The following is an 18,051-nucleotide window of genomic DNA, read 5'->3' as shown; positions in this document are numbered from 1 at the left end:
TCGCTCATCGGTTAACGGCCCCGATTGAGTTTGAGTTGGACTGGAAAATCCACAACGATGGTCACGGCTCGACCGTTAATTTTGTGGGGTTTAAATCTGGATTTACGTGTAGCTTGCATGACCCGTTCATCAAGGCTTTGAATGCCCGAACTTTGACGTAATTGAATGTTGATTGGCTGCCCTTTTTCATTAATGCGAATACGAAGCTCAACCAAACGATTTTGTTGTTTTAACTCGCGGTCATCGTAGTCAAGCCCGCCAAAACTCAGTACATCCACGCTACTCACCTGAACAACATCATCGTGTTCAACTTGAGTGCTCGGTGCTTTGGAATACTCTTGCTGCGTTGCGGGTGTTTTGACGCCGCCACTTTTGGTTTCGCTATTGGTGTTTTGTGACAAATGCTCAGTTTGCGTTTGTTCAAGGTCTGTCGAACTCAGTTTTTTATCGTTATGAGCCGCTCGCCTTTCTGTAGGCTGCACTGCTTGAGACGAAACTAAATTATTTAAAGTCGTTTTTGGTTGTGCTTGCTGTTTGTTATTTAAATTATTTTGTACGACCTCTTTAGAGGCAGTTTTTGACGCTAATGTTTGAACATTTAATGTTTGAACATTTGTAGGCGAGTTTTTTGATTTTTCAGGTACTGAAGAAACTGAACTGTTTAATGTAGATTGAGGCGTTACACTTTTTTCAGGTTGGCTTTCAGTCTTTTCATGCGATGGCTTTTTAGCAGGCGCCAATGACACAAAACTTACTTTTAATGCATCTACTTTGGGGGTTGCTTGAAAAGTATAAGGTTCAATTAAATGACTCAGCATCCAGACAACAAACACATGCAGACCAATCACCACGACTACAGTTAAGCACTTATAAAAATGCTTCGGCCCTTGTGGTAAAGGCAACATAAACATCGGCTTATGTGTAGGGAATAAAGATTTTGATTTCATGACTTATTCCCTAAAAACGATGCTCAAGCTTGAGGCTAATGTTGTGTTTATCGTAGGAATACAGCCAATCGACATTGCTTTTATTATGGTTATAGCGATAGGTTAAATTGGGTGTCATGCCATAAAACTCAAAGCGCGGCATTTGCACAACAAAGGTATAGTTCTGTTCAAAATCATGACGACGAGCTAAGAAAGTTTCTGCGTATTTATCAAACTGACGCCAACGGTAAGAACTCAATAAAGTAGTGTTAAAACCAGCACGCCAAGACTTACTTAAGCCTAAACGCACACCTTGCTGTTGGTAGGCAGCCATATATTTTTCTTGGGTCGAATGGTCGACTACATCTAAACCACTAAAAATGGTCCACTGATTTGGGAGGATTTTCCAGAAAGTAGCAAAAGCTGAGCTTTCTACCCCATCTAGGGTTTTATATTTCTGATAATTTAAATCTTTACTCTCAGCTTCAAGCTTGAAGGCTTTATCTGCCGAGATAAAATGCATCCACTCGGCACGTGCGCCCCACGCATTGTAAAGACCATCGTTGCCATAACGTTTATGTTCAAAAAGCGGACTCACCCCAATTTGATTTTTTAAGTCAAAGTAGCTGTAGCCTGCATTAATGTTAACGGTAGATTCATTAAATGCCGCGTGGTCGTTATAGGATTGTCCAAACGCCAGCGCACGTAAAGCCACGCCATGATGCCCCTTAATCGCATAGCGTTTTATAAGACTGGCTTCATAATCTAAGCCCGTTGCCGACTCAGCTTTAGGCGTCCCACGAGTAACTTGCTCAATTGGGATAATATTACCCTTACTATCTTTGCCATAAAGCGTCCATGTTTTGCTCTGTTCAGACGAACTATTTAAATTACTGACATAGGTGTAACCCGCTGAAACCGAGCCTTGCCAAGAGTCTCGTTTTTTTAATGCCTGAACAAAGGTATTCACTGTTGTTAAAACTCCAGACGGAATTACAGCAGGATCACTTTGTTTCAGTTGGTCTTGAATGGAAATAAAAAGGCGTGCTGCTTCCTTATTCTTCTGTTGTTCAAACAGCACGCGCGCTAACTCAAGTTCACAAATTAAATTATGAGGTTGTTGTTTTAGGCTACTTTGAAATTTTTGTTCAGCCAATTTCAGTTGCCCCTGAGAACGTGCAACTGCCCCTTCGGCAAAGTCGGTTAAAGCCCGATCATAGCCAACATATTTCTTATAATGTTCTAAATAAACCGTGGTTTTGAGCCACTGTTTTTGCATGACAGCCAAATATAACGCCTTGGCAAGATCATTCGGGTTTTGCTCAACACTGTATTCTTGTCCATTAATTTGAAGTTTAGGTAATTGCTCGGTACTACGAATGGTTCCCTGCTCGTGAAACTGGCGCTGTTCTTGTAAAAGCGTTTGGTCCAAGCTTTGATTGAGACGAAGCTGTGTGTCTTCGTCGGCATATAAAAATGGACAACTCAACAATGTTAGACAGCACAAAAGCGTTCGTTTCATAAAACAATAAACCTGAAGCAACCAAGCAAAAGCCAAAAAAACAAAAGGAACCTACGTATGTAGATTCCTTTTGCATTCATTAATTTTTAGCACCGCCAAATGCAGTGTTGTAAGACACATTATCAAACTGGGCAATACCCGCTAAAGCCGAAGCATTTGCACCAAAGAATTGACCTTGCACCACACCAGAGTTGTCGACACCAGCCGTACCGTTAGCCGTTGCCAAACCTGCAAACGCAGCAGTACCTGGGTTAAATGCCACACCATCTAGACTTAATGATGAAACAGCCGTACCTGTTCCGGTAAGCGTTCCTTCAAGTGTACCCGCGCCATAATTTGCCGTGAACGTACCACTTAACAGATTGCTTCCAGAACCATTAATCCCTGCAACGGTATAAGTTGCAGTACCCGCGGTTGGAACCGTGGTATTAGTGTTATCACCCGCGTAGTAAACGGTATGGCTCGCGCTTGCTGGCGTGTCGCCCGCTTTCCACCATTCACCAAAATAGACTTCCTGTGTGCCCACCTGACCAAAGTTAAAATTACCTAATGCACTGTGTGAAGGTGGCATTGCAGACACTGGAATATGCGAAATATTAAAGGTTTTGCTGCCAACCGTTACATTGGTATTACTCGTTCCCTGAGCAGCAAAAGCCTGAGCCAAACCTTTTAACGAACTAAAACCTGTAAAAGCGTTATATGGTGCACCCGCAGCTTGAACCGACACCGCTGCTACACCACCCGGATGGCTTGCATTGGCAGCAGCACCGATTTTGATGTTACTTTCATTACTCGAAATACCATCAATACCTGCATAAGCAAATGCAGTTGAACAAGCAACAAGACCCAAGAACAATTGAGAGATTTTCATTTGTTGTTACTCCATCTTTTTTAAAACTAAGTTATTGTTTAATTTAAAATAACGATTTCGCTATTTTTAGTTTATTGAGTAGGCCCAGCTGCAAACCTACTCAGTTTTTGTAAATAATAATCATTCAATCTTATTATTTACTGTTACCTGACTCCCCTTTTATGTATGTGTAGAGGGAATCAAATTCTGTTTAAAATTTGGTGGTCCAACTAATTTTCATCGTTCGGCCTGGTGCGGCCATGGCACTACGAGTTAAAGGATCGATATAAAACTGGTTAGAAAGATTACTGCCGACAAACTCAACCGTGTTGTAGTTATCGACCTGATAACGCGCATAGGCATCAAAAATCCACGTGTCATCCCAAGCCAAAGGCACATTGAGGTAATAGCCTTTATTGACGCTAGCATCATTGTTTTTTCGTAGCGGGCTTTCATAAGCTTTATAGAATGTTGCGCGTGCACCGAGTTCTAACTTTTCATCAAAAAAGCGTGCGCCAAGCAAACCGTGGAAACTCAGTTCAGGTGTAGCCATGGTCACCAAGTAGCCATTTGGGAAACCGTCATCGACACAACGCTGATACGGCTCACGGAACTCAAGGCCCTGCTCGGTTTGAACCGTGCCGCCTAAAATCATTTTGTTAATGGCACTATTGGTGTCACACACTTCATTTTTTAAGTTATAGGCCACGCTCAAATCTGTGAAAAAACCGCCATTATCAAAACGGCTTTGTAATTCTAGACCTGACAGCTTTTGCTCATCCATATTGGTAAAAATAAGGTTTTGGTCACGCTCAATCACATTTTTGGTTTTGTTGTAGTAATAGGCGAGCTTAATGTCAGCATTGCGTGCTGTGCTAAACCAATCACGCATGTCATAGACATAACCCACTTCGTAGTTAAAAGCGTGTTCAGGTTTGATTGCTTGATATGGCAACATGGCAGAAAAACCGACAGTGCTTTCAAACAAACTTGGTAAGCGATATTCCTCTGCATAGCGTGCATAGATTCTGCTGTTTGGCGTGAGGTGAATTGAGGCGCCTAATTGCGGTGCCCAGCCACTATCTTTAACTTTGTCGGCAGACTCAACCGGAACTTGGTCTACCACCGACATAAAGTTCCCGCCAGTTACGACGTACTTTTGTCCAGAGGCATTGAGCTGGTTTAAAGGATTATCGGCAAGCGACAATTGCCCATTCGCATCTGCTTTCCAGCTCAGCGTATTTTTCTGTGACCAGATCATGTTATACAACGTGCTCTCTGATGCTGGCACAGTGTCGAGCTGCCCATCCCACTCAGGATTTTTTGTGGCATAGCGCTGTTTTAAAACATTGATTAAACGCTGCTGAGTCGAGGTGTAACTCTCAGGCATGGTCTGATATTCAAAGGTATATTCTTTAAGCCTACTTTTTTTGGTAAACAGCGGATTTAAACTCGGGTCAATCTCGCTCTGCAAAGACTTATTTAAAAAGTCATCAACTGCCCAATACGAGCGATAACGCATGCCCGCATCAAAACTTAACCAAGACAGCGGTCGATAATTAAAATTAAAGTCGAACGTTTTTTCCTCACGGCGTCCTGCTCGTGGCAGCGCCTGATAGAGCGAATAACTTGGTCCAAATTCGCCATATATATCGTCAGACGTTAGTTTTTCTTTTAAGAAACTTCCACCGAGCGTCAAATCAAGCTGGTCTAACAAACGAGTTTTATTACTGACCGTAATGCCTTTACGCGTATTGTCAGAATGGCTTATTGCCGTGTTAATAATCGTGTTATCTCGAAAATCGATTGTGGTTGGCCACCCACCACGTGTGTAGGTCTGGCTTTCGGTGTCGGTTTGCCAAATGTTGGCATAGAAATCAATCCAGCGATTATTCTCAGGCTTAAACTTATATTCGAGGCTATAAGCTTTAGAGTGAATATTGCTTAAAGGCCACTGCGGAACACCCAAGTCAGGGGTAATACCCCAAACAATCCGAGACGGCATAATTTCACCAAAAATATTTTTGGTATCTCGGTAAGTCAGTTTAAGAGTCTGGCTATCAGTTGGGCGATAGGTCCCTTTTAATAACCACGATTCCATATGACTTGAGGTGTTAGGAACTTCATCGCCCGGTTGATAGGCATAGGCAAAGTAAGGAATAAAATCGAGGCTGCTGTCTGGCGTCGCTCGTTTATAGTAGCCTGCGCCATGTGTGCCCGAAAAATAATTGCCGCGCTCACGTACTGCATAAACTGCCAGTAAATCAAATTTATCTTGCTTGGTGGCAATTGCCAGTCGGCCCGCTAAGTCATCGCCCGAAAAATGAGAGTTATCACTTCTTGTCCGGTTCTTTTTATAAATATCGGGGTCATACTTTGACCCATTCATGTCGATCCAAGGCGTGGTGTTATCGTAGTTTTGGCCCACTTTGCTCATGTCTGGCAAAGACGGATCAATTGAGTTGGTTGAGCCTTCTACTTTTAACTCTGCACCAAAAGACTTACCCGGACGAACAATGTCATCGGCCTCTAGCGTTTTAACTACCACACCACCACCTACAGAAGTTGTGGTATTGCGCTCTAAAGATGGGCCTTTAATGACTTCAATGCCCGCAATGAGATTGGGGTCGATATAGTTTCTGTTATTTACCCCGTTGTAGCCACGCCATACGGCAATTGACTGTTCGGTGCCATCAATGGTTAAAGGCACACGACCAACACCCTGCACACCACGTACACTTGGGTCGAGTGCGCCACTGTTACGGGCATCACCGCTATAGACTCCCACCATACCTTGTAATACATCGGCTGGGTTGGTTCCTTTAAAGCGTTCGACATAGTCTTTGCCCGCATAGACCGAAGAACGGTTTGCGTCATAAACTTTGTTATAGCCTTCTGTGTCACGGTCTTCTTTGCCGTACACCACAATTGGCGTAAGTCGTACCGACGCATCTTCTTCAATTACAGCACTACTTGGCGGCAGACTAGCGGCCTGAACCTTAGCGGGAGTGACTCGCAGCGTAGGTTTCTTGGTGAGTGTGTAGCCCTGCCCAACTTTTACAACATTAAATTCGGTTGCTTTTAAAAGCTGCTCAAAACCTTGTTCGACTGCAAAGTTACCTTTTAAACCTAGGCTGTGTACCCCTTGAAGTTGCTGTGCATCCATTGCAATTGAAGTACCCGATTGTTCGGCAAACTGATTGAGTACGTTAGCAAGACGGCCAGCAGGAATGTTATAGCTTTTAACTCCGGCTGTTTCTGCATAAGCCTGCTGCATAGGCAGCGTAACAAGCCCACCCATCGACACAGCATGTATGGCAAATGCCAATGTTGAGAATCGAAAAATCGATCGATTCCGCTTTTGCCCCGTTCCCGCTTTTCTCATTTGCCCAGCCCAGTAAATCGTAATAAGAATCATTCAACAAAACAAATTAAAATGATCCATACTTATTGCTTCTACTTACTATGACGAACGACTTTCAAAAAAGTGGAACCTAAAATTGAAAATAAATTTAATTTTTTATTATTTTAAAGAAACCATGACCACAAACGGCGTGATTTGCTTAATTTTCAGATCTGGAAAAACCGTAGCCAAAAGCTTAAGCGACTCTGTGGTTTGATCTAAAGGCAACACAGCATTGACCCGCACATGCTGCAGTGCCGCATCATTAAAAATAATTTTGCCTTTGTAGTTGCGGTCTAGCTCTTGTAGCACTTGATTCAGCGGCAGGTTTTCTACCATAAGCTGATGCTTTTGCCATTTTTGTTGTTCGTTATAAACATTCAGTGCAGGCAGTTTTTGTACACCATTCTTGTCCATTTTAATGGCTTGCCCTGCTTCAACAATGGCTTGTCGAGTCGCATGCAATTGGGTCGTTTTAACTTGTGTGGCCTCTACTTTTACCTTTGAGTGCAACATTTTGAGTTCAGTTGCCGAAGGGTCATAACTGACACTAAAAGCTGTGCCGAGTGCCTGAATTTTCCCATGACTGGTTTTGACCAAAAACGGTCTAGTCTTATCTTTAGCAACATCGACATAAATTTGACCTTGCACCAACTCAACCACTCGCTGGTTAGTTTTAAAATCAACATTAACTGCGCTTTTACCACGTAAAATTAAACGTGAACCATCTGGTAAGGTTTGCGTGGTCCACTGCCCCGATTGCCCTTGAATGTCAGCCGTAACATAGGCCACGGTAGTGTCAGTTAAATAAAATAACGCCCCACTCATGGCAACAAACACAACTGCAAAAGCTGTTCCTGCACGTAAATGTTTATAGGCTTTGCCTGAGTTTAGACCAGCTTTAAGAGCAACCTTGGTGACTTTTTTATGACCGCTGGTTTGGGAAAGTTTTTGAATTGAACCAATACACTGTTCAATATCGGCAGCCACTTGACGATGTTGCTCACTGGTTTTCTTCCACTCTTCAAATTTTTGTTTGGCGGTTTTTCGTGAGCTTTCATCATCCGAACTCAGTTGAACAATCCAATGCGCGGCTTCTTCAACGAGCTGGTGATGTTTGCTTTTATCCATGGCCATTTAAATGCAAGCGTCCATGTCTTGTCGGTTTTGGTAGCACTGAATTAAACAGCTCGCCAAATATTTTTGAATCATTTTGGTCGATACACTTAAACGCTCGGCAATTTCTTTATGGGTATAGCCTTCGAGGTAATGCAAAATAAAAGCTTGTTGTGCTTTTTCAGAAACCCCTTCGAGTGCTTTGCAAAGCTGGTTAATTGCTTGAATAATTTGCATTTGGTCTTCGGGTGAAGCCACTGCATCAAGCATATATTCCATTTGGCTCAAGCCATCTAAATAAGCTTGTTCAATGCGTTTACGGCGCACTTGGTCAATGAGCAGATTTTTAGCAATCGAGGTTAAATAGGCACGCGGTTCCTTAATGCCGAATAGCTCGTCACGCGTTTGTAGTAGTTTAATAAATGTGTCCTGAACCAGATCTGCGGCCTGATCATTATTACCTAATTTTTGTCTCAACCATTGGTGAAGCCAGCTTTGGTGACTTCTATATAACTGATCTACAAGCAAAGAAGTTTTGTTCACAGCAATTGGACTCAAAACAAGGAACTCACAAATGATAATAATTATCATTTAAACAAGTCAAGCAATAATTCAAGTAAAACTTAAATCACTGTTTAATAAATTGAATTAATTGTCCGCTCGCTTTGCTGCACTTCTCTTAAAGCAAATCAGCCAAATTCCTAATTTCTTCCATCACCGCCTTACACGCAGGCGTTAAATAGCCATGTTTAGAAATAGACAAAGAAATATAGCGCTTGAGCGCGGGATTAATAATTTTTGCGGCTTGAATTGAGGTGTATTGGCTGGCCTTCTTTAACGCTTGCGGCCCCAACATGGTATACATGCGAGATTCGGAAACCAAATGGGTTTGCAAACTAATCGAGTCGGCTTCAAACACAATATTCAACTCTACCCCATTTTCATAGGCCATATGGTCTAAAAAATTACGCCAGTTACTTGGTCTGCAAAAGGTGACCAGCGGTAACTGACTTACCTCTTTAAAATCGACTTCACTAGCCTGAGTGAGTGCATCTCCTTCACAGCCGACCAAATAAGTATCGGCTTCGGTAAGGTAAACATCTCCTTGTTTAGGCGTTGGATTAAACCGATAGAGTATGGCTAAATCGACGCTGCCATCTTCAAGCCATTTTTCTAAATGCACGCCTTGCCCTTCACGCACCGACAGTTTAATTAAGGGATATTTCTCTTGAAGCACTTTATACAGAGTCGATAACAACGGATGTGCAGTAGACGGCAAACTGGCAATACGAACCGTCCCGATCGGGGTATCGGTCGAGTGCAAAATTTCATTATTGAGTTGATCGGTTACGTTTAGCCATGAACGAATTTTAGGAAGTAAATGCTGGCCTAAATCGGTCAGCTCGACACCACGTCCAGTTCGGTTAAATAAACGACCACCACATTGCGCCTCAAGCTCGTTCATTTGCCGACTGATTTGCGGTTGGTTGGTGTTATGCAGCATGGCGACTTTGCTTAAGCTACCGAGCTCCACCGCATCTAAAAATATTTTCCATAATTCATAATTCATCGATTCTTCCTAAATCGTAAATAGGCAGCATTTTGAGCCATACATTTTCAGTATAACTGAAATTCAAGAATTGGTAATTCCTACATAGCTCACCTATTTCTATACTCCAATCATGTTCTCTACAACACGATTTAAGTCAGATTAAGAACCAGAGAATATTTAATTACACTGTATAGGAAGTACGATTATGAGTTTAGATTTACGTGGATTAACCCCAGCACCTGTGACTCCTTTTACCCGTGACGGACAAGTAGACCATAATGCAATTCAACGTTTAGGTTCATGGTTAGGCAGTATTGATGGTGTGAAAGGCTTGGTTGTTCTTGGGCATGCAGGTGAAGGAACATTCTTGTCGCAAAAAGAACAAATGCAGGTCATCGAAAGCTTTGTTAAATCGGTAGATGACAAAATTCCGGTAATCGCAGGGATTACGCTCGAAGGTACTTCGGTTGCAGCAGAAGAAGCAAAACGTGCAGTCAGTGCAGGTGCTTCGGCAGGTTTGATTTACCCTTCACATGGCTGGTTGCGTTTTGGCTATCAAAAAGGCGCACCGCAAGATCGCTATAAAGCGATTTATGAAGAAAGCGGTTTGCCATCTATTTTATTCCAATATCCAGATGCAACGAAGGCCACTTACGACCTAGAGACTCTACTCGATATTTCTGCACAGCCAGGTGTGTTTGCCATGAAAAATGGTGTGCGTAACATGCGCCGTTGGGATGTCGAAATTCCGATTATTCGCCGTGAACGTCCAGACTTACAGGTGTTGACGTGCCACGATGAATATTTGCTTCACACCATGTTTGATGTAGACGGCGCTTTGGTTGGCTATGGCAACATTGCCCCTGAACTGTTAATTGAAATGATTAAAGCAGGTAAAGCTAAAGATTACGCCAAAGCTCGTGCGATTCACGACCAATTATTACCAGTGACTCGCAATGTTTATCACCGTGGTTCACACATGGAAGGCACGGTCGCGCTTAAACATGCATTGGTTGCTCGCGGAATTTTGGACCATGCCACTGTGCGTTCGCCTCTGCTTCCACTCGCTGATGGTGCTGAGCAAGAAATTCATGATGCAATGCGTCAAGCCGGAATTGGCAAAGTCGATTTAACCCAAGCCGTTGCTTAAATTCTATTCGGGCTAGCATGTACGCTAGCCTTTTTTTCCTGTACGCTGCCTGAGGCCAAACATCGGGCATGTCTCTTAAAAACAATAATAAAAAGCATGCAAACTGTGGTGAACAGGTAGTGCGAAATAGAACAACAAAACTACGAGGAATGTAGTAATAAGGAGATAGAAGATGACAAATCTAGCGGATGTAGAACAAATTAGTCATCATCAAAAAAATGCGGAAATTATTGCCAGACTTGAACGGCTACCCGTCACTGGTCGATTGCAATTTATGCGAATTACCATTGGTATTGCGACCTTTTTTGACGCTTATACTGTTCTTGCGATTGCCTTTGCTTTACCCCAACTCATTACCGAATGGCACCTAACGCCTGCCTATGTCGGCGCAATCATTGCTGCGGGCTATGTCGGGCAACTGGTCGGTGCGATCTTTTTTGGTTCTCTTGCCGAAAAAGTCGGTCGTTTAAAAGTGCTGTCTTTTACCATTTTACTGTTTGTAGCAATGGACATTTCCTGTCTGTTTGCGTGGAGCGGAATGTCGCTGTTAATTTTCCGTTTCTTACAAGGTGTTGGAACAGGTGGCGAAGTACCTGTTGCGAGTGCCTATATTAATGAGTTTATTGGTGCAGAAAAGCGCGGTAAGTTTTTCTTGCTCTATGAAGTTTTATTCCCACTTGGTCTTATGTTTGCAGGCATGGCGGCATTTTTCTTGATGCCAATTTATGGCTGGAAAGTCATGTTCATAGTGGGCTTAGTTCCATCGTTACTGGTGATTCCTTTACGGTTTTTCTTGCCTGAGTCACCACGCTGGCTTGCTTCCAAAGGCCGCTTTAAAGAAGCGGATCAAGTCGTCAAAAGCTTTGAAGAGGGTGCCATTAAAAGCGGTAAAACTTTGCCTGAACCTGTGGTTAAAGAAATTAACCCGCAAGGCATGGCAAAAACCGACTGGCGCGAGCTGTTCCGTGGTATTTACCGTAAACGTACTTTTACCCTGTGGGGCATGTGGTTTTGCGTTTATATGGTGAACAATGCCATGGTGACTTGGCTGCCATCTCTTTACAAACAACACTTTGGTCTGTCGCTGCAAACCAGTTTAGGTTATGGCTGGATTACCTCGGGCGTGGGTGTGATTGCCTCTATTATCTGTGCGTTAATGATTGATAAAGTCGGCCGCCGCCCTTGGTACAGCGCAGCGTTTTTCTTGGCAATTATTCCACTCATGAGCCTTTCGATTTTAGGCGCAAAATCGGCGATGGAAGTTGTGATTTTAGCAACGCTCAGCTATGCCATTTTGCAGACCATTTCATTCTCTTTATACCTTTACGCTGCCGAACTGTACCCTACTCGTCTACGTGCGATGGGCATTGGTTTTAGTACTGCTTGGCTTCGTGCCGGCTCTGCAATTGGGCCTGTTATGGTCGGCCTCGTGGTCGGTGGTTATGGCATTCAATATGTGTTTAGTGTGCTTGCCGTTGTGGCGCTGATTGGTGGCCTAGTGACCTTCTTGTTCGCCATTGAAACCAAAGGCCAAGTGCTCGAAAAACTTTCTCCTTAATTCATCCATTTCATAAAAAGCTTGCCTAACCCAGCGTTAGGCAAAGGGCTTATTCATACTTAAAAAAGGAATTTAAAATGAATAAATATTTGCTATGGGGCTGTATTGGTTTAGGCAGCGTGAGCAATGCGTATGCAGAGCTTCCTCAACAATTTGGTAAGTTAGAATTAAAAATTAATACCCGTTACTGGAACGATGAAGGCACTGCCCACCCTACGCTTGCCAACCCTTCGCCTTCGTCAAGTGAATATGAACAAAGTGCGTTAGGGCTTGAGTTAAATTATCAATCACCGTACATGTGGGACTGGCTTGGGGTAGATGGCTCACTCTATGCAGTCACCAAGTTATTTGACTCTGGCAAGCCGAGCGCTCAGCTTTTAGAGGTTGAAAATAACGGCAAGCTCGATCAAAACTTTGCGGCTTTTGGGCAGCTCTACCTCAAAGCAAAACTCGGCGATAAAGGCGAAATTAAATTAGGCCGTCAGTTGCACGATTCGCTGTTGCTTAAAAGCACCAATAACCGCGCAGTGCCCGACACTTTTTCTGGTGCGAGTGGTCAGTTTCAACTCAATGATCAGCTACAGACTTACATCGCCTACTATGATCGCTGGAAACCGCGCAGCATGGACTCTTTTGAAAAACTGGTGACTGAAAATGACGAGCGAATTGATTATGTCGGTTTACTTGGTGCCAAGTATCAGTACAAGAACTGGAGCGTGAATGCCGAATATTTAAATAGCAAAGATTATTTAAAAAAGTATGGGGCGATTGCTCAATATAAATTGCCGTTTCATGGCGTGGTGTGGACATTTAACACAGGTGCTTTTTTCTCGCGTGATGATGGCAAGCTGTTTAAATGCGGTGCCGAAACCGAGTTGGACTGTGTCAAAGGCCAAGACATTAACAACCGGGGCAATGGTTATTTTGTCGATGTAAATGTGGCCAAGAATAATCTCGAAGGTGGTATTGCCGTTTCAAAGTTTGATGGTTTTTGGATTGAAGATAACTTTGCCGTGCACTCTGACCGCAACTCGGTTTTAACACAAGACCACGGCACTAACCCGTTTCCGACCTCTGCGACCATTGGCCCTGACTTTACCAATAACGATGAAACCGCCGTTGCCCTTCGCCTGAAATATAACTGGAAAGACTATGTGAAAGGTTTAAAAACCGAAGCGAAGTATATTTATGGCTTTGGCGCTCACCAAAGTAATATCAGCAGTGATATTGAAGGTAAAGAGCGTTACTTTGACTTTACGGTGAGTTATGCCTTGCCGTGGGTGAAAAACTTAGATGTGCGTTATTCATTTTTACATTATGAGTCAAAGTTTGAAAATGCAAACCTAGGTGAAAAAATAAATGGCATGACCCGTAAAGATTGGGACCAGCACCGAGTATTTATTAATTATCATCGTACATTTTAAGAGCAGGCTAAACGTTTAGTTTTGCTTTATTATTTTTATTAATTTATAGCTTTAGAGATATTAACTTTTGAGTTTAATTAAAATATAAATTTATATTTAAATTTTTTATAATATTTTATTTAAATTGAATTGACCTGTTAAAAACTTATGATTATTATGGTCCCGCTGGCCTACATTGCCAGTCGGTTTTAGCAGACCGTAGATCCATGGCGGGTTATAGTTCCACTATAAGTCGTTAGACCCTTGCGTCCCTTTTCTTTGCGGTAGGACGGGAGGGGGACGCGCTCGCGCGTGCTGGTTCCTTGGATCCCAGTCTGCTAACCCCCTTTCGTTCTACCACCATAATCAATTGACGGTGATCTTTGGTGGTAGAGCTCCATACAATTTAAGGAGTTGACCATGCCACGATATATATTTATCCCCTCTCCCTTATAAACTCTTTATTTATTTAAAATTTAGGTTTTCTATTATCTAAAGTTTTAAATCTATAAATTATTTTTATTTTAAAATTTAAGTCATTTTATTTTATTGCTTTTATAGGCGGGTTAACTATTGCCTTTAAAAATGATTTTAAAACTTAAAATATAGCGGTTTATTTTTTCTCATTGAGATATCCCCAAATCATCACGAGAATAATATGAAATTTTATAAAACTATTTTGGTTTTAGGCCTTGTTATAGGTGATTACAGCGTTTCGGGTTGTGACCTTCGCACTCAGCAGGAGTTTGAAAAAATTTGCCTGTCGGGTGGGCACACCCAAGCCAGTTGCGATTGTATTTACCAACGGCTCGAACAAGTGTATTCGCCTCAGCTCATGCAACGCCTAGAACATGTCAGTTTGCAAAGTCCTGCTCTCCCACAGGACTTTGCCCCTACTTTTTTTAGTGTGATGCGGCGGTGCGATAAAGAAGACATGGGCTAAGTGTTTGGCTTAGCTCCCTTATCTCTGTGTCGCAATGGTGAATGACTTTAAATCAGCGCAAAAAATTAAAGTTCTGTTGTGGCACGGGGGCCTTGGGGGGAGATAAATTCTATAATATTCTGTGGCCGATCCAAATTAAATGGTACTACCCTTAAGAATGCTTGTTTATTTTGTACATTAAATTCAAAGCAGATTTCATCTTCAAATTTATTTTTCTGATATGGATAGATTAAAATTACTTCACTTGCATGATCTAAATAATAGTGACTATAGGCAAACATTTGTTGCACATCGCCATCCTTTACACCAAAGCGCCTTGTTCCGTTATTTTGATCTAATAATTTCCATTTAGTATCTAAAATAATTTTTTTTCTAGTTTTCTTATGTTGAGATTGAATATCAGGTCTTAATCTAAAAATTGGATTTTCTTTATAAATACAAATATGTTGGCTTGATACTTGTGTTTTTACATCCCACTCTTTTAACTCACGACGTAAATAATAAGCAACATAATGCTCAAAAAGTTTTTCCATAGGAAATAATAAGCTCATACCATACCAATTGCCCTGAGTAGAGACAGGCATATATTCACTTAAAATCAGCTCAGTCCATGGTTTTATCTCTGCATATAGTACGAGTAAACGCCCTGACTGCCACTGCTTGAAATCTTGAACTATATTTTGACTCTTTGGAATTTCCCCAGTCATTAAGCGAAGCTCTTGAGCAAGTTTCCAATTTTTAGAACTTCGTGTTTTTTTACAAACGACATCTAATGCTGTTTTAATCAACCTATTCTCAGGGCGATCAACTTCATAGATGTCATACTCAATCGGGAAAATATGCTTTCTTGCTGGGGATTGCCGCATATGCTTCACATGCTGTAATTGCCCTCTCAAGTACTTTTGCTCTTCTTGCACACGATGATAATCAAAGCGTAAACCGCGTTGAATTAGTTTTTCAAAATTACAAAGAAACTGATCTATGATCCACTCATGTATAGGTTGTTTAAAACGACTTAGGCTAGCCTCCCCAGCATCACGATATGGTAAATGTAAAGATACTTTGAGCATCTTTTTTAAGAGCTCACGTTCTTTTTCAATCGCAGTTTCATTGGATTCATTAAGATTGATATCAACATGCTTGGGCAATATTTCAATACGCGTACCACACTTGGTTTCTATGACTCCAACATATTGATCTAGTCTGAGCTTTCTACGCCCAGCTAATTCAAATACTTTTGCACCATGTTTAGAAAATGAAGCCGAAAGTTCACATAAATGGTCAAAAGCAGATGCTGAAATATAAGCATGGTCTATCGTTGATTCAGGACATCCAGTATGTGCAACGCTAATGTATGCATATTCTCTGACAGTTATCAGATCAGACATTTTCGCCCCTATCAGTACTGAATAATCTTTTTGAAACTTTCAATAGAGTTAAATGAAGTCGGCACCAATTCCCAAATTTTTTTATCTTCAAAGTATCCTAATTCCTCAGAATCTACATTTGGGAATATTGCTGATGTTTCCACAGGCTTTGGCTTAAGCATTCCATTACCATTTAAAACTAAATTAATCTTTGCCCAATCATCAAAGAAATATTCTTGAAGCTGTGGAATAACTTTCTGCTTAAAAATGTTTGAGAGATTTTCTAAAGTTGGCTGTTGCTCTAGGCTCATAAAATTAGCATGACCTAGGCAATGATCCCGATCAAGCAATATTTCAATACGTTGATTGATAACAGTCAATAGTTCTTGAACATTTACACCATCTATCTCTAAATTATCTAATAGCTCTGGACGCGGTGGCATTTCAATAAAAGTAAATCGTCGACGTAAGGCAATATCAAGACCTGTCAGCGAACGATCTGAACTATTCATTGTTCCTATAATATAAAGATTTTTTGGTACACAAAAGGGTTTCTTAGAGTATGGTAAAATTATAGAAAGAGACTCTTCTGCCCCTTGTCGTTTGGAATCTTCAATTAAAGTAATGAGCTCACCAAAAATACGTGAAATATTACCACGGTTAATTTCATCAATAATCAAAACGTGATTCTGATCATTTTTATTGATTTGGACTGGTTTTACTTTAGGTTTTAAAAACTCAGCAACTGCTTTTATGTAACTTCTGTTATAGGCATTCTCAATTTGCTCACCTGAAAGTAAACTTTTAATTTTACTTATATTTGCATAATAAGTAGCATTCATTTCGGAAGCTAATGGTTGACATTGGAGGGTTACACCACTACCAACATAACTTACTTTAAACCTTTTATTTTGTTGCGTTTTTAGTTCTAAAGGAGTTTCGGTAATTTCATCAAGAAATTTTTCTACTATTTCATCTATAGATTCTGCCTGTTGAGAAACCCCTGTAGCTTTTTCACATATATCCTTAAAAACTCCAGGTTTTACTCTGTAAATTAAGTTTCCTTGATCATCAGTTTCAGCTTGAATTCCTTCTACAAAATCCTCATAACTAAAGCTTTGATGGAACGTTACAAACTTAATTCGACCTTGATTTTTATATTCATCAAATCTTTCTTTTAATTTTTCACGCTTTTCATCTTTTAATTCTTCAAGTGACTTACCTTCAATAATTGAAAGCGCATGGTTGATTGTATTAAAGGTTTTACCAGTACCCGCAGCACCGAAAAGAATTCGATTCAAAGAAGTATCTATTGTCATATTTGATTTTCCAAAATGAGCTATCCTTACAGGGTTACTTTTACTATTCTCATCTAATTCATACCAATCACATAGTGATTTCAATTGTTCAATACTATTAGGACATATCTGATAGTATTCATTTGATTTTTTTAAAGTATTAGTATGTTTTTCTAAGTTCGAATTAGGCAAAGTTTGACTATTAATAAATCGACATTCTGTATCTTCTATAATTGTGCTAGGTGGTTTGTCTGATATAAATAGACGTACAGAAGTTGTATTAAGATTTTTTGTTTCTAGGGCTAACTCTTTATATTGTTTATTTACACATAGGAAAATGTACTTTGTTTTTTGTTCCGACTGAGGATATCTAGCTTTTAAATATGCAAGAACTTCTTGAGTGGTAACTATTGAATTATTTTGAAGTGTATTTAAGGCTAATTCTTTACAAAGATCTTGATAACTTAATTTAAATTTTTGAATACTTTTTACACTCCATTCAATTAACTCTTCCAAAGTTTTTGCAAGTCCCTCTTCAATTGACAAAATAGAAATTATTGATGAATTATTATTAAATTCCCCTCTTATTTGTTCATATTGATTACGTAACTTACTACTAGCACCAACTGTATCTATTTTAACAATAAATCCTAAATTTCCGTCTATGCCTACAGTCAAGGCTAATTCTTTTGGAGAATCTTGTTCAGGATAAATTTTCGCCCATGTATAAGGTTTAAATTTTCTGCTTTGATCAAGTGGACTATTTCGGAAATCTAACACTCCTAATGGAAATTGTTTTTTAATAATTTCCTCAGCCCAAACTTTAGTTAAACTATTAGCTTCTTTTAATGTTCCATACGCTATATCTTGAGCATTATCATTTTTATTTCTTAATTGGTTTTGTAACTTTCGCAATAACTCAAAATGTTCTTCTCGGAAATACCCACTCATGCTTATTTATTC

The 18,051-nt window shown here is 40.7% G+C and carries 13 protein-coding genes; 4 read left to right on the top strand and 9 right to left on the bottom strand.

The window, feature by feature from the left end; genetic code table 11:
- Positions 1-11: 11 nt before the first annotated feature.
- The 7 genes from ACXM0J_RS00980 to ACXM0J_RS00950 all read right to left on the bottom strand — a co-directional run bounded on the left by ACXM0J_RS00980 (position 12) and on the right by ACXM0J_RS00950 (position 9,387).
- Positions 12-947, bottom strand: a complete 936-nt coding sequence (locus tag ACXM0J_RS00980; RefSeq protein ID WP_086264846.1) for an energy transducer TonB — start codon at positions 945-947, stop codon at positions 12-14.
- Positions 948-957: 10 nt separating this feature from the next.
- Positions 958-2,448 carry a hemophilin secretion modulator gene (gene hsmA / locus ACXM0J_RS00975; RefSeq protein WP_086264845.1) on the bottom strand — a complete coding sequence of 497 codons (1,491 nt, stop codon included), beginning with the start codon at positions 2,446-2,448 and terminating at the stop codon, positions 958-960.
- A 79-nt stretch (positions 2,449-2,527) separates the two neighbouring features.
- On the bottom strand, positions 2,528-3,319 hold the full coding sequence (locus ACXM0J_RS00970; RefSeq protein ID WP_002041986.1) for a Slam-dependent surface lipoprotein: 792 nt from the start codon (positions 3,317-3,319) through the stop codon (positions 2,528-2,530).
- Between the two features lie 190 nt (positions 3,320-3,509).
- Complete coding sequence (gene hphR / locus ACXM0J_RS00965) at positions 3,510-6,683, bottom strand: hemophilin receptor HphR (RefSeq protein ID WP_304457260.1); 3,174 nt, start codon at positions 6,681-6,683, stop codon at positions 3,510-3,512.
- A gap of 138 nt (positions 6,684-6,821) precedes the next feature.
- Positions 6,822-7,838: a FecR family protein gene (locus ACXM0J_RS00960; RefSeq protein ID WP_086264844.1), complete on the bottom strand. Its 1,017-nt coding sequence runs from the start codon at positions 7,836-7,838 to the stop codon at positions 6,822-6,824.
- The gene (locus tag ACXM0J_RS00955; RefSeq protein WP_086264932.1) at positions 7,839-8,360 is read right to left on the bottom strand and encodes a sigma-70 family RNA polymerase sigma factor; all 522 of its coding nucleotides are present in this window, start codon (positions 8,358-8,360) and stop codon (positions 7,839-7,841) included.
- A 136-nt stretch (positions 8,361-8,496) separates the two neighbouring features.
- Positions 8,497-9,387: a LysR family transcriptional regulator gene (locus ACXM0J_RS00950; protein ID WP_001105551.1), complete on the bottom strand. Its 891-nt coding sequence runs from the start codon at positions 9,385-9,387 to the stop codon at positions 8,497-8,499.
- A 187-nt stretch (positions 9,388-9,574) separates the two neighbouring features.
- Here ACXM0J_RS00950 and ACXM0J_RS00945 point away from each other — a divergent pair, with 187 nt between their 5' ends.
- The 4 genes from ACXM0J_RS00945 (at position 9,575) to ACXM0J_RS00930 (ending at position 14,423) form a co-directional block, all read left to right on the top strand.
- Positions 9,575-10,519 carry a dihydrodipicolinate synthase family protein gene (locus ACXM0J_RS00945; RefSeq protein ID WP_000050879.1) on the top strand — a complete coding sequence of 315 codons (945 nt, stop codon included), beginning with the start codon at positions 9,575-9,577 and terminating at the stop codon, positions 10,517-10,519.
- 172 nt (positions 10,520-10,691) lie between these two features.
- Positions 10,692-12,077, top strand: a complete 1,386-nt coding sequence (locus ACXM0J_RS00940; RefSeq protein WP_086264843.1) for an MFS transporter — start codon at positions 10,692-10,694, stop codon at positions 12,075-12,077.
- Positions 12,078-12,154: 77 nt separating this feature from the next.
- Positions 12,155-13,501: an OprD family outer membrane porin gene (locus ACXM0J_RS00935; protein ID WP_086264842.1), complete on the top strand. Its 1,347-nt coding sequence runs from the start codon at positions 12,155-12,157 to the stop codon at positions 13,499-13,501.
- A 637-nt stretch (positions 13,502-14,138) separates the two neighbouring features.
- The gene (locus ACXM0J_RS00930) at positions 14,139-14,423 is read left to right on the top strand and encodes a hypothetical protein (RefSeq protein ID WP_086264841.1); all 285 of its coding nucleotides are present in this window, start codon (positions 14,139-14,141) and stop codon (positions 14,421-14,423) included.
- Between the two features lie 65 nt (positions 14,424-14,488).
- Here ACXM0J_RS00930 and ACXM0J_RS00925 read toward each other — a convergent pair whose 3' ends face one another.
- Both ACXM0J_RS00925 and ACXM0J_RS00920 read right to left on the bottom strand, forming a co-directional pair.
- A complete protein-coding gene (locus tag ACXM0J_RS00925; protein WP_086264840.1) occupies positions 14,489-15,811 on the bottom strand; it encodes an McrC family protein in 1,323 nt (440 codons plus the stop codon).
- A gap of 11 nt (positions 15,812-15,822) precedes the next feature.
- Positions 15,823-18,039, bottom strand: coding sequence for an McrB family protein (locus tag ACXM0J_RS00920; RefSeq protein WP_235823113.1), 2,217 nt, complete (start codon positions 18,037-18,039; stop codon positions 15,823-15,825).
- Positions 18,040-18,051 lie beyond the last annotated feature (12 nt).

The organism is Acinetobacter sp. GRABPA_MV_2, assembly GCF_056725885.1.
The sequence above is the reverse complement of the archived record's forward strand: the minus strand, read 5'-3'. Positions and strand labels throughout refer to the sequence as shown.

Coding starts and splice junctions, on each gene's coding strand:
- hphR (WP_304457260.1), bottom strand. CDS start 6,683: ATGAGAAAAGCGGGAACGGGGCAAAAGCGGAATCGATCGATTTTTCGA.
- ACXM0J_RS00940 (WP_086264843.1), top strand. CDS start 10,692: ATGACAAATCTAGCGGATGTAGAACAAATTAGTCATCATCAAAAAAAT.
- hsmA (WP_086264845.1), bottom strand. CDS start 2,448: ATGAAACGAACGCTTTTGTGCTGTCTAACATTGTTGAGTTGTCCATTT.
- ACXM0J_RS00950 (WP_001105551.1), bottom strand. CDS start 9,387: ATGAATTATGAATTATGGAAAATATTTTTAGATGCGGTGGAGCTCGGT.
- ACXM0J_RS00970 (WP_002041986.1), bottom strand. CDS start 3,319: ATGAAAATCTCTCAATTGTTCTTGGGTCTTGTTGCTTGTTCAACTGCA.
- ACXM0J_RS00960 (WP_086264844.1), bottom strand. CDS start 7,838: ATGGCCATGGATAAAAGCAAACATCACCAGCTCGTTGAAGAAGCCGCG.
- ACXM0J_RS00925 (WP_086264840.1), bottom strand. CDS start 15,811: ATGTCTGATCTGATAACTGTCAGAGAATATGCATACATTAGCGTTGCA.
- ACXM0J_RS00935 (WP_086264842.1), top strand. CDS start 12,155: ATGAATAAATATTTGCTATGGGGCTGTATTGGTTTAGGCAGCGTGAGC.
- ACXM0J_RS00945 (WP_000050879.1), top strand. CDS start 9,575: ATGAGTTTAGATTTACGTGGATTAACCCCAGCACCTGTGACTCCTTTT.
- ACXM0J_RS00920 (WP_235823113.1), bottom strand. CDS start 18,039: ATGAGTGGGTATTTCCGAGAAGAACATTTTGAGTTATTGCGAAAGTTA.
- ACXM0J_RS00980 (WP_086264846.1), bottom strand. CDS start 947: ATGAAATCAAAATCTTTATTCCCTACACATAAGCCGATGTTTATGTTG.
- ACXM0J_RS00930 (WP_086264841.1), top strand. CDS start 14,139: ATGAAATTTTATAAAACTATTTTGGTTTTAGGCCTTGTTATAGGTGAT.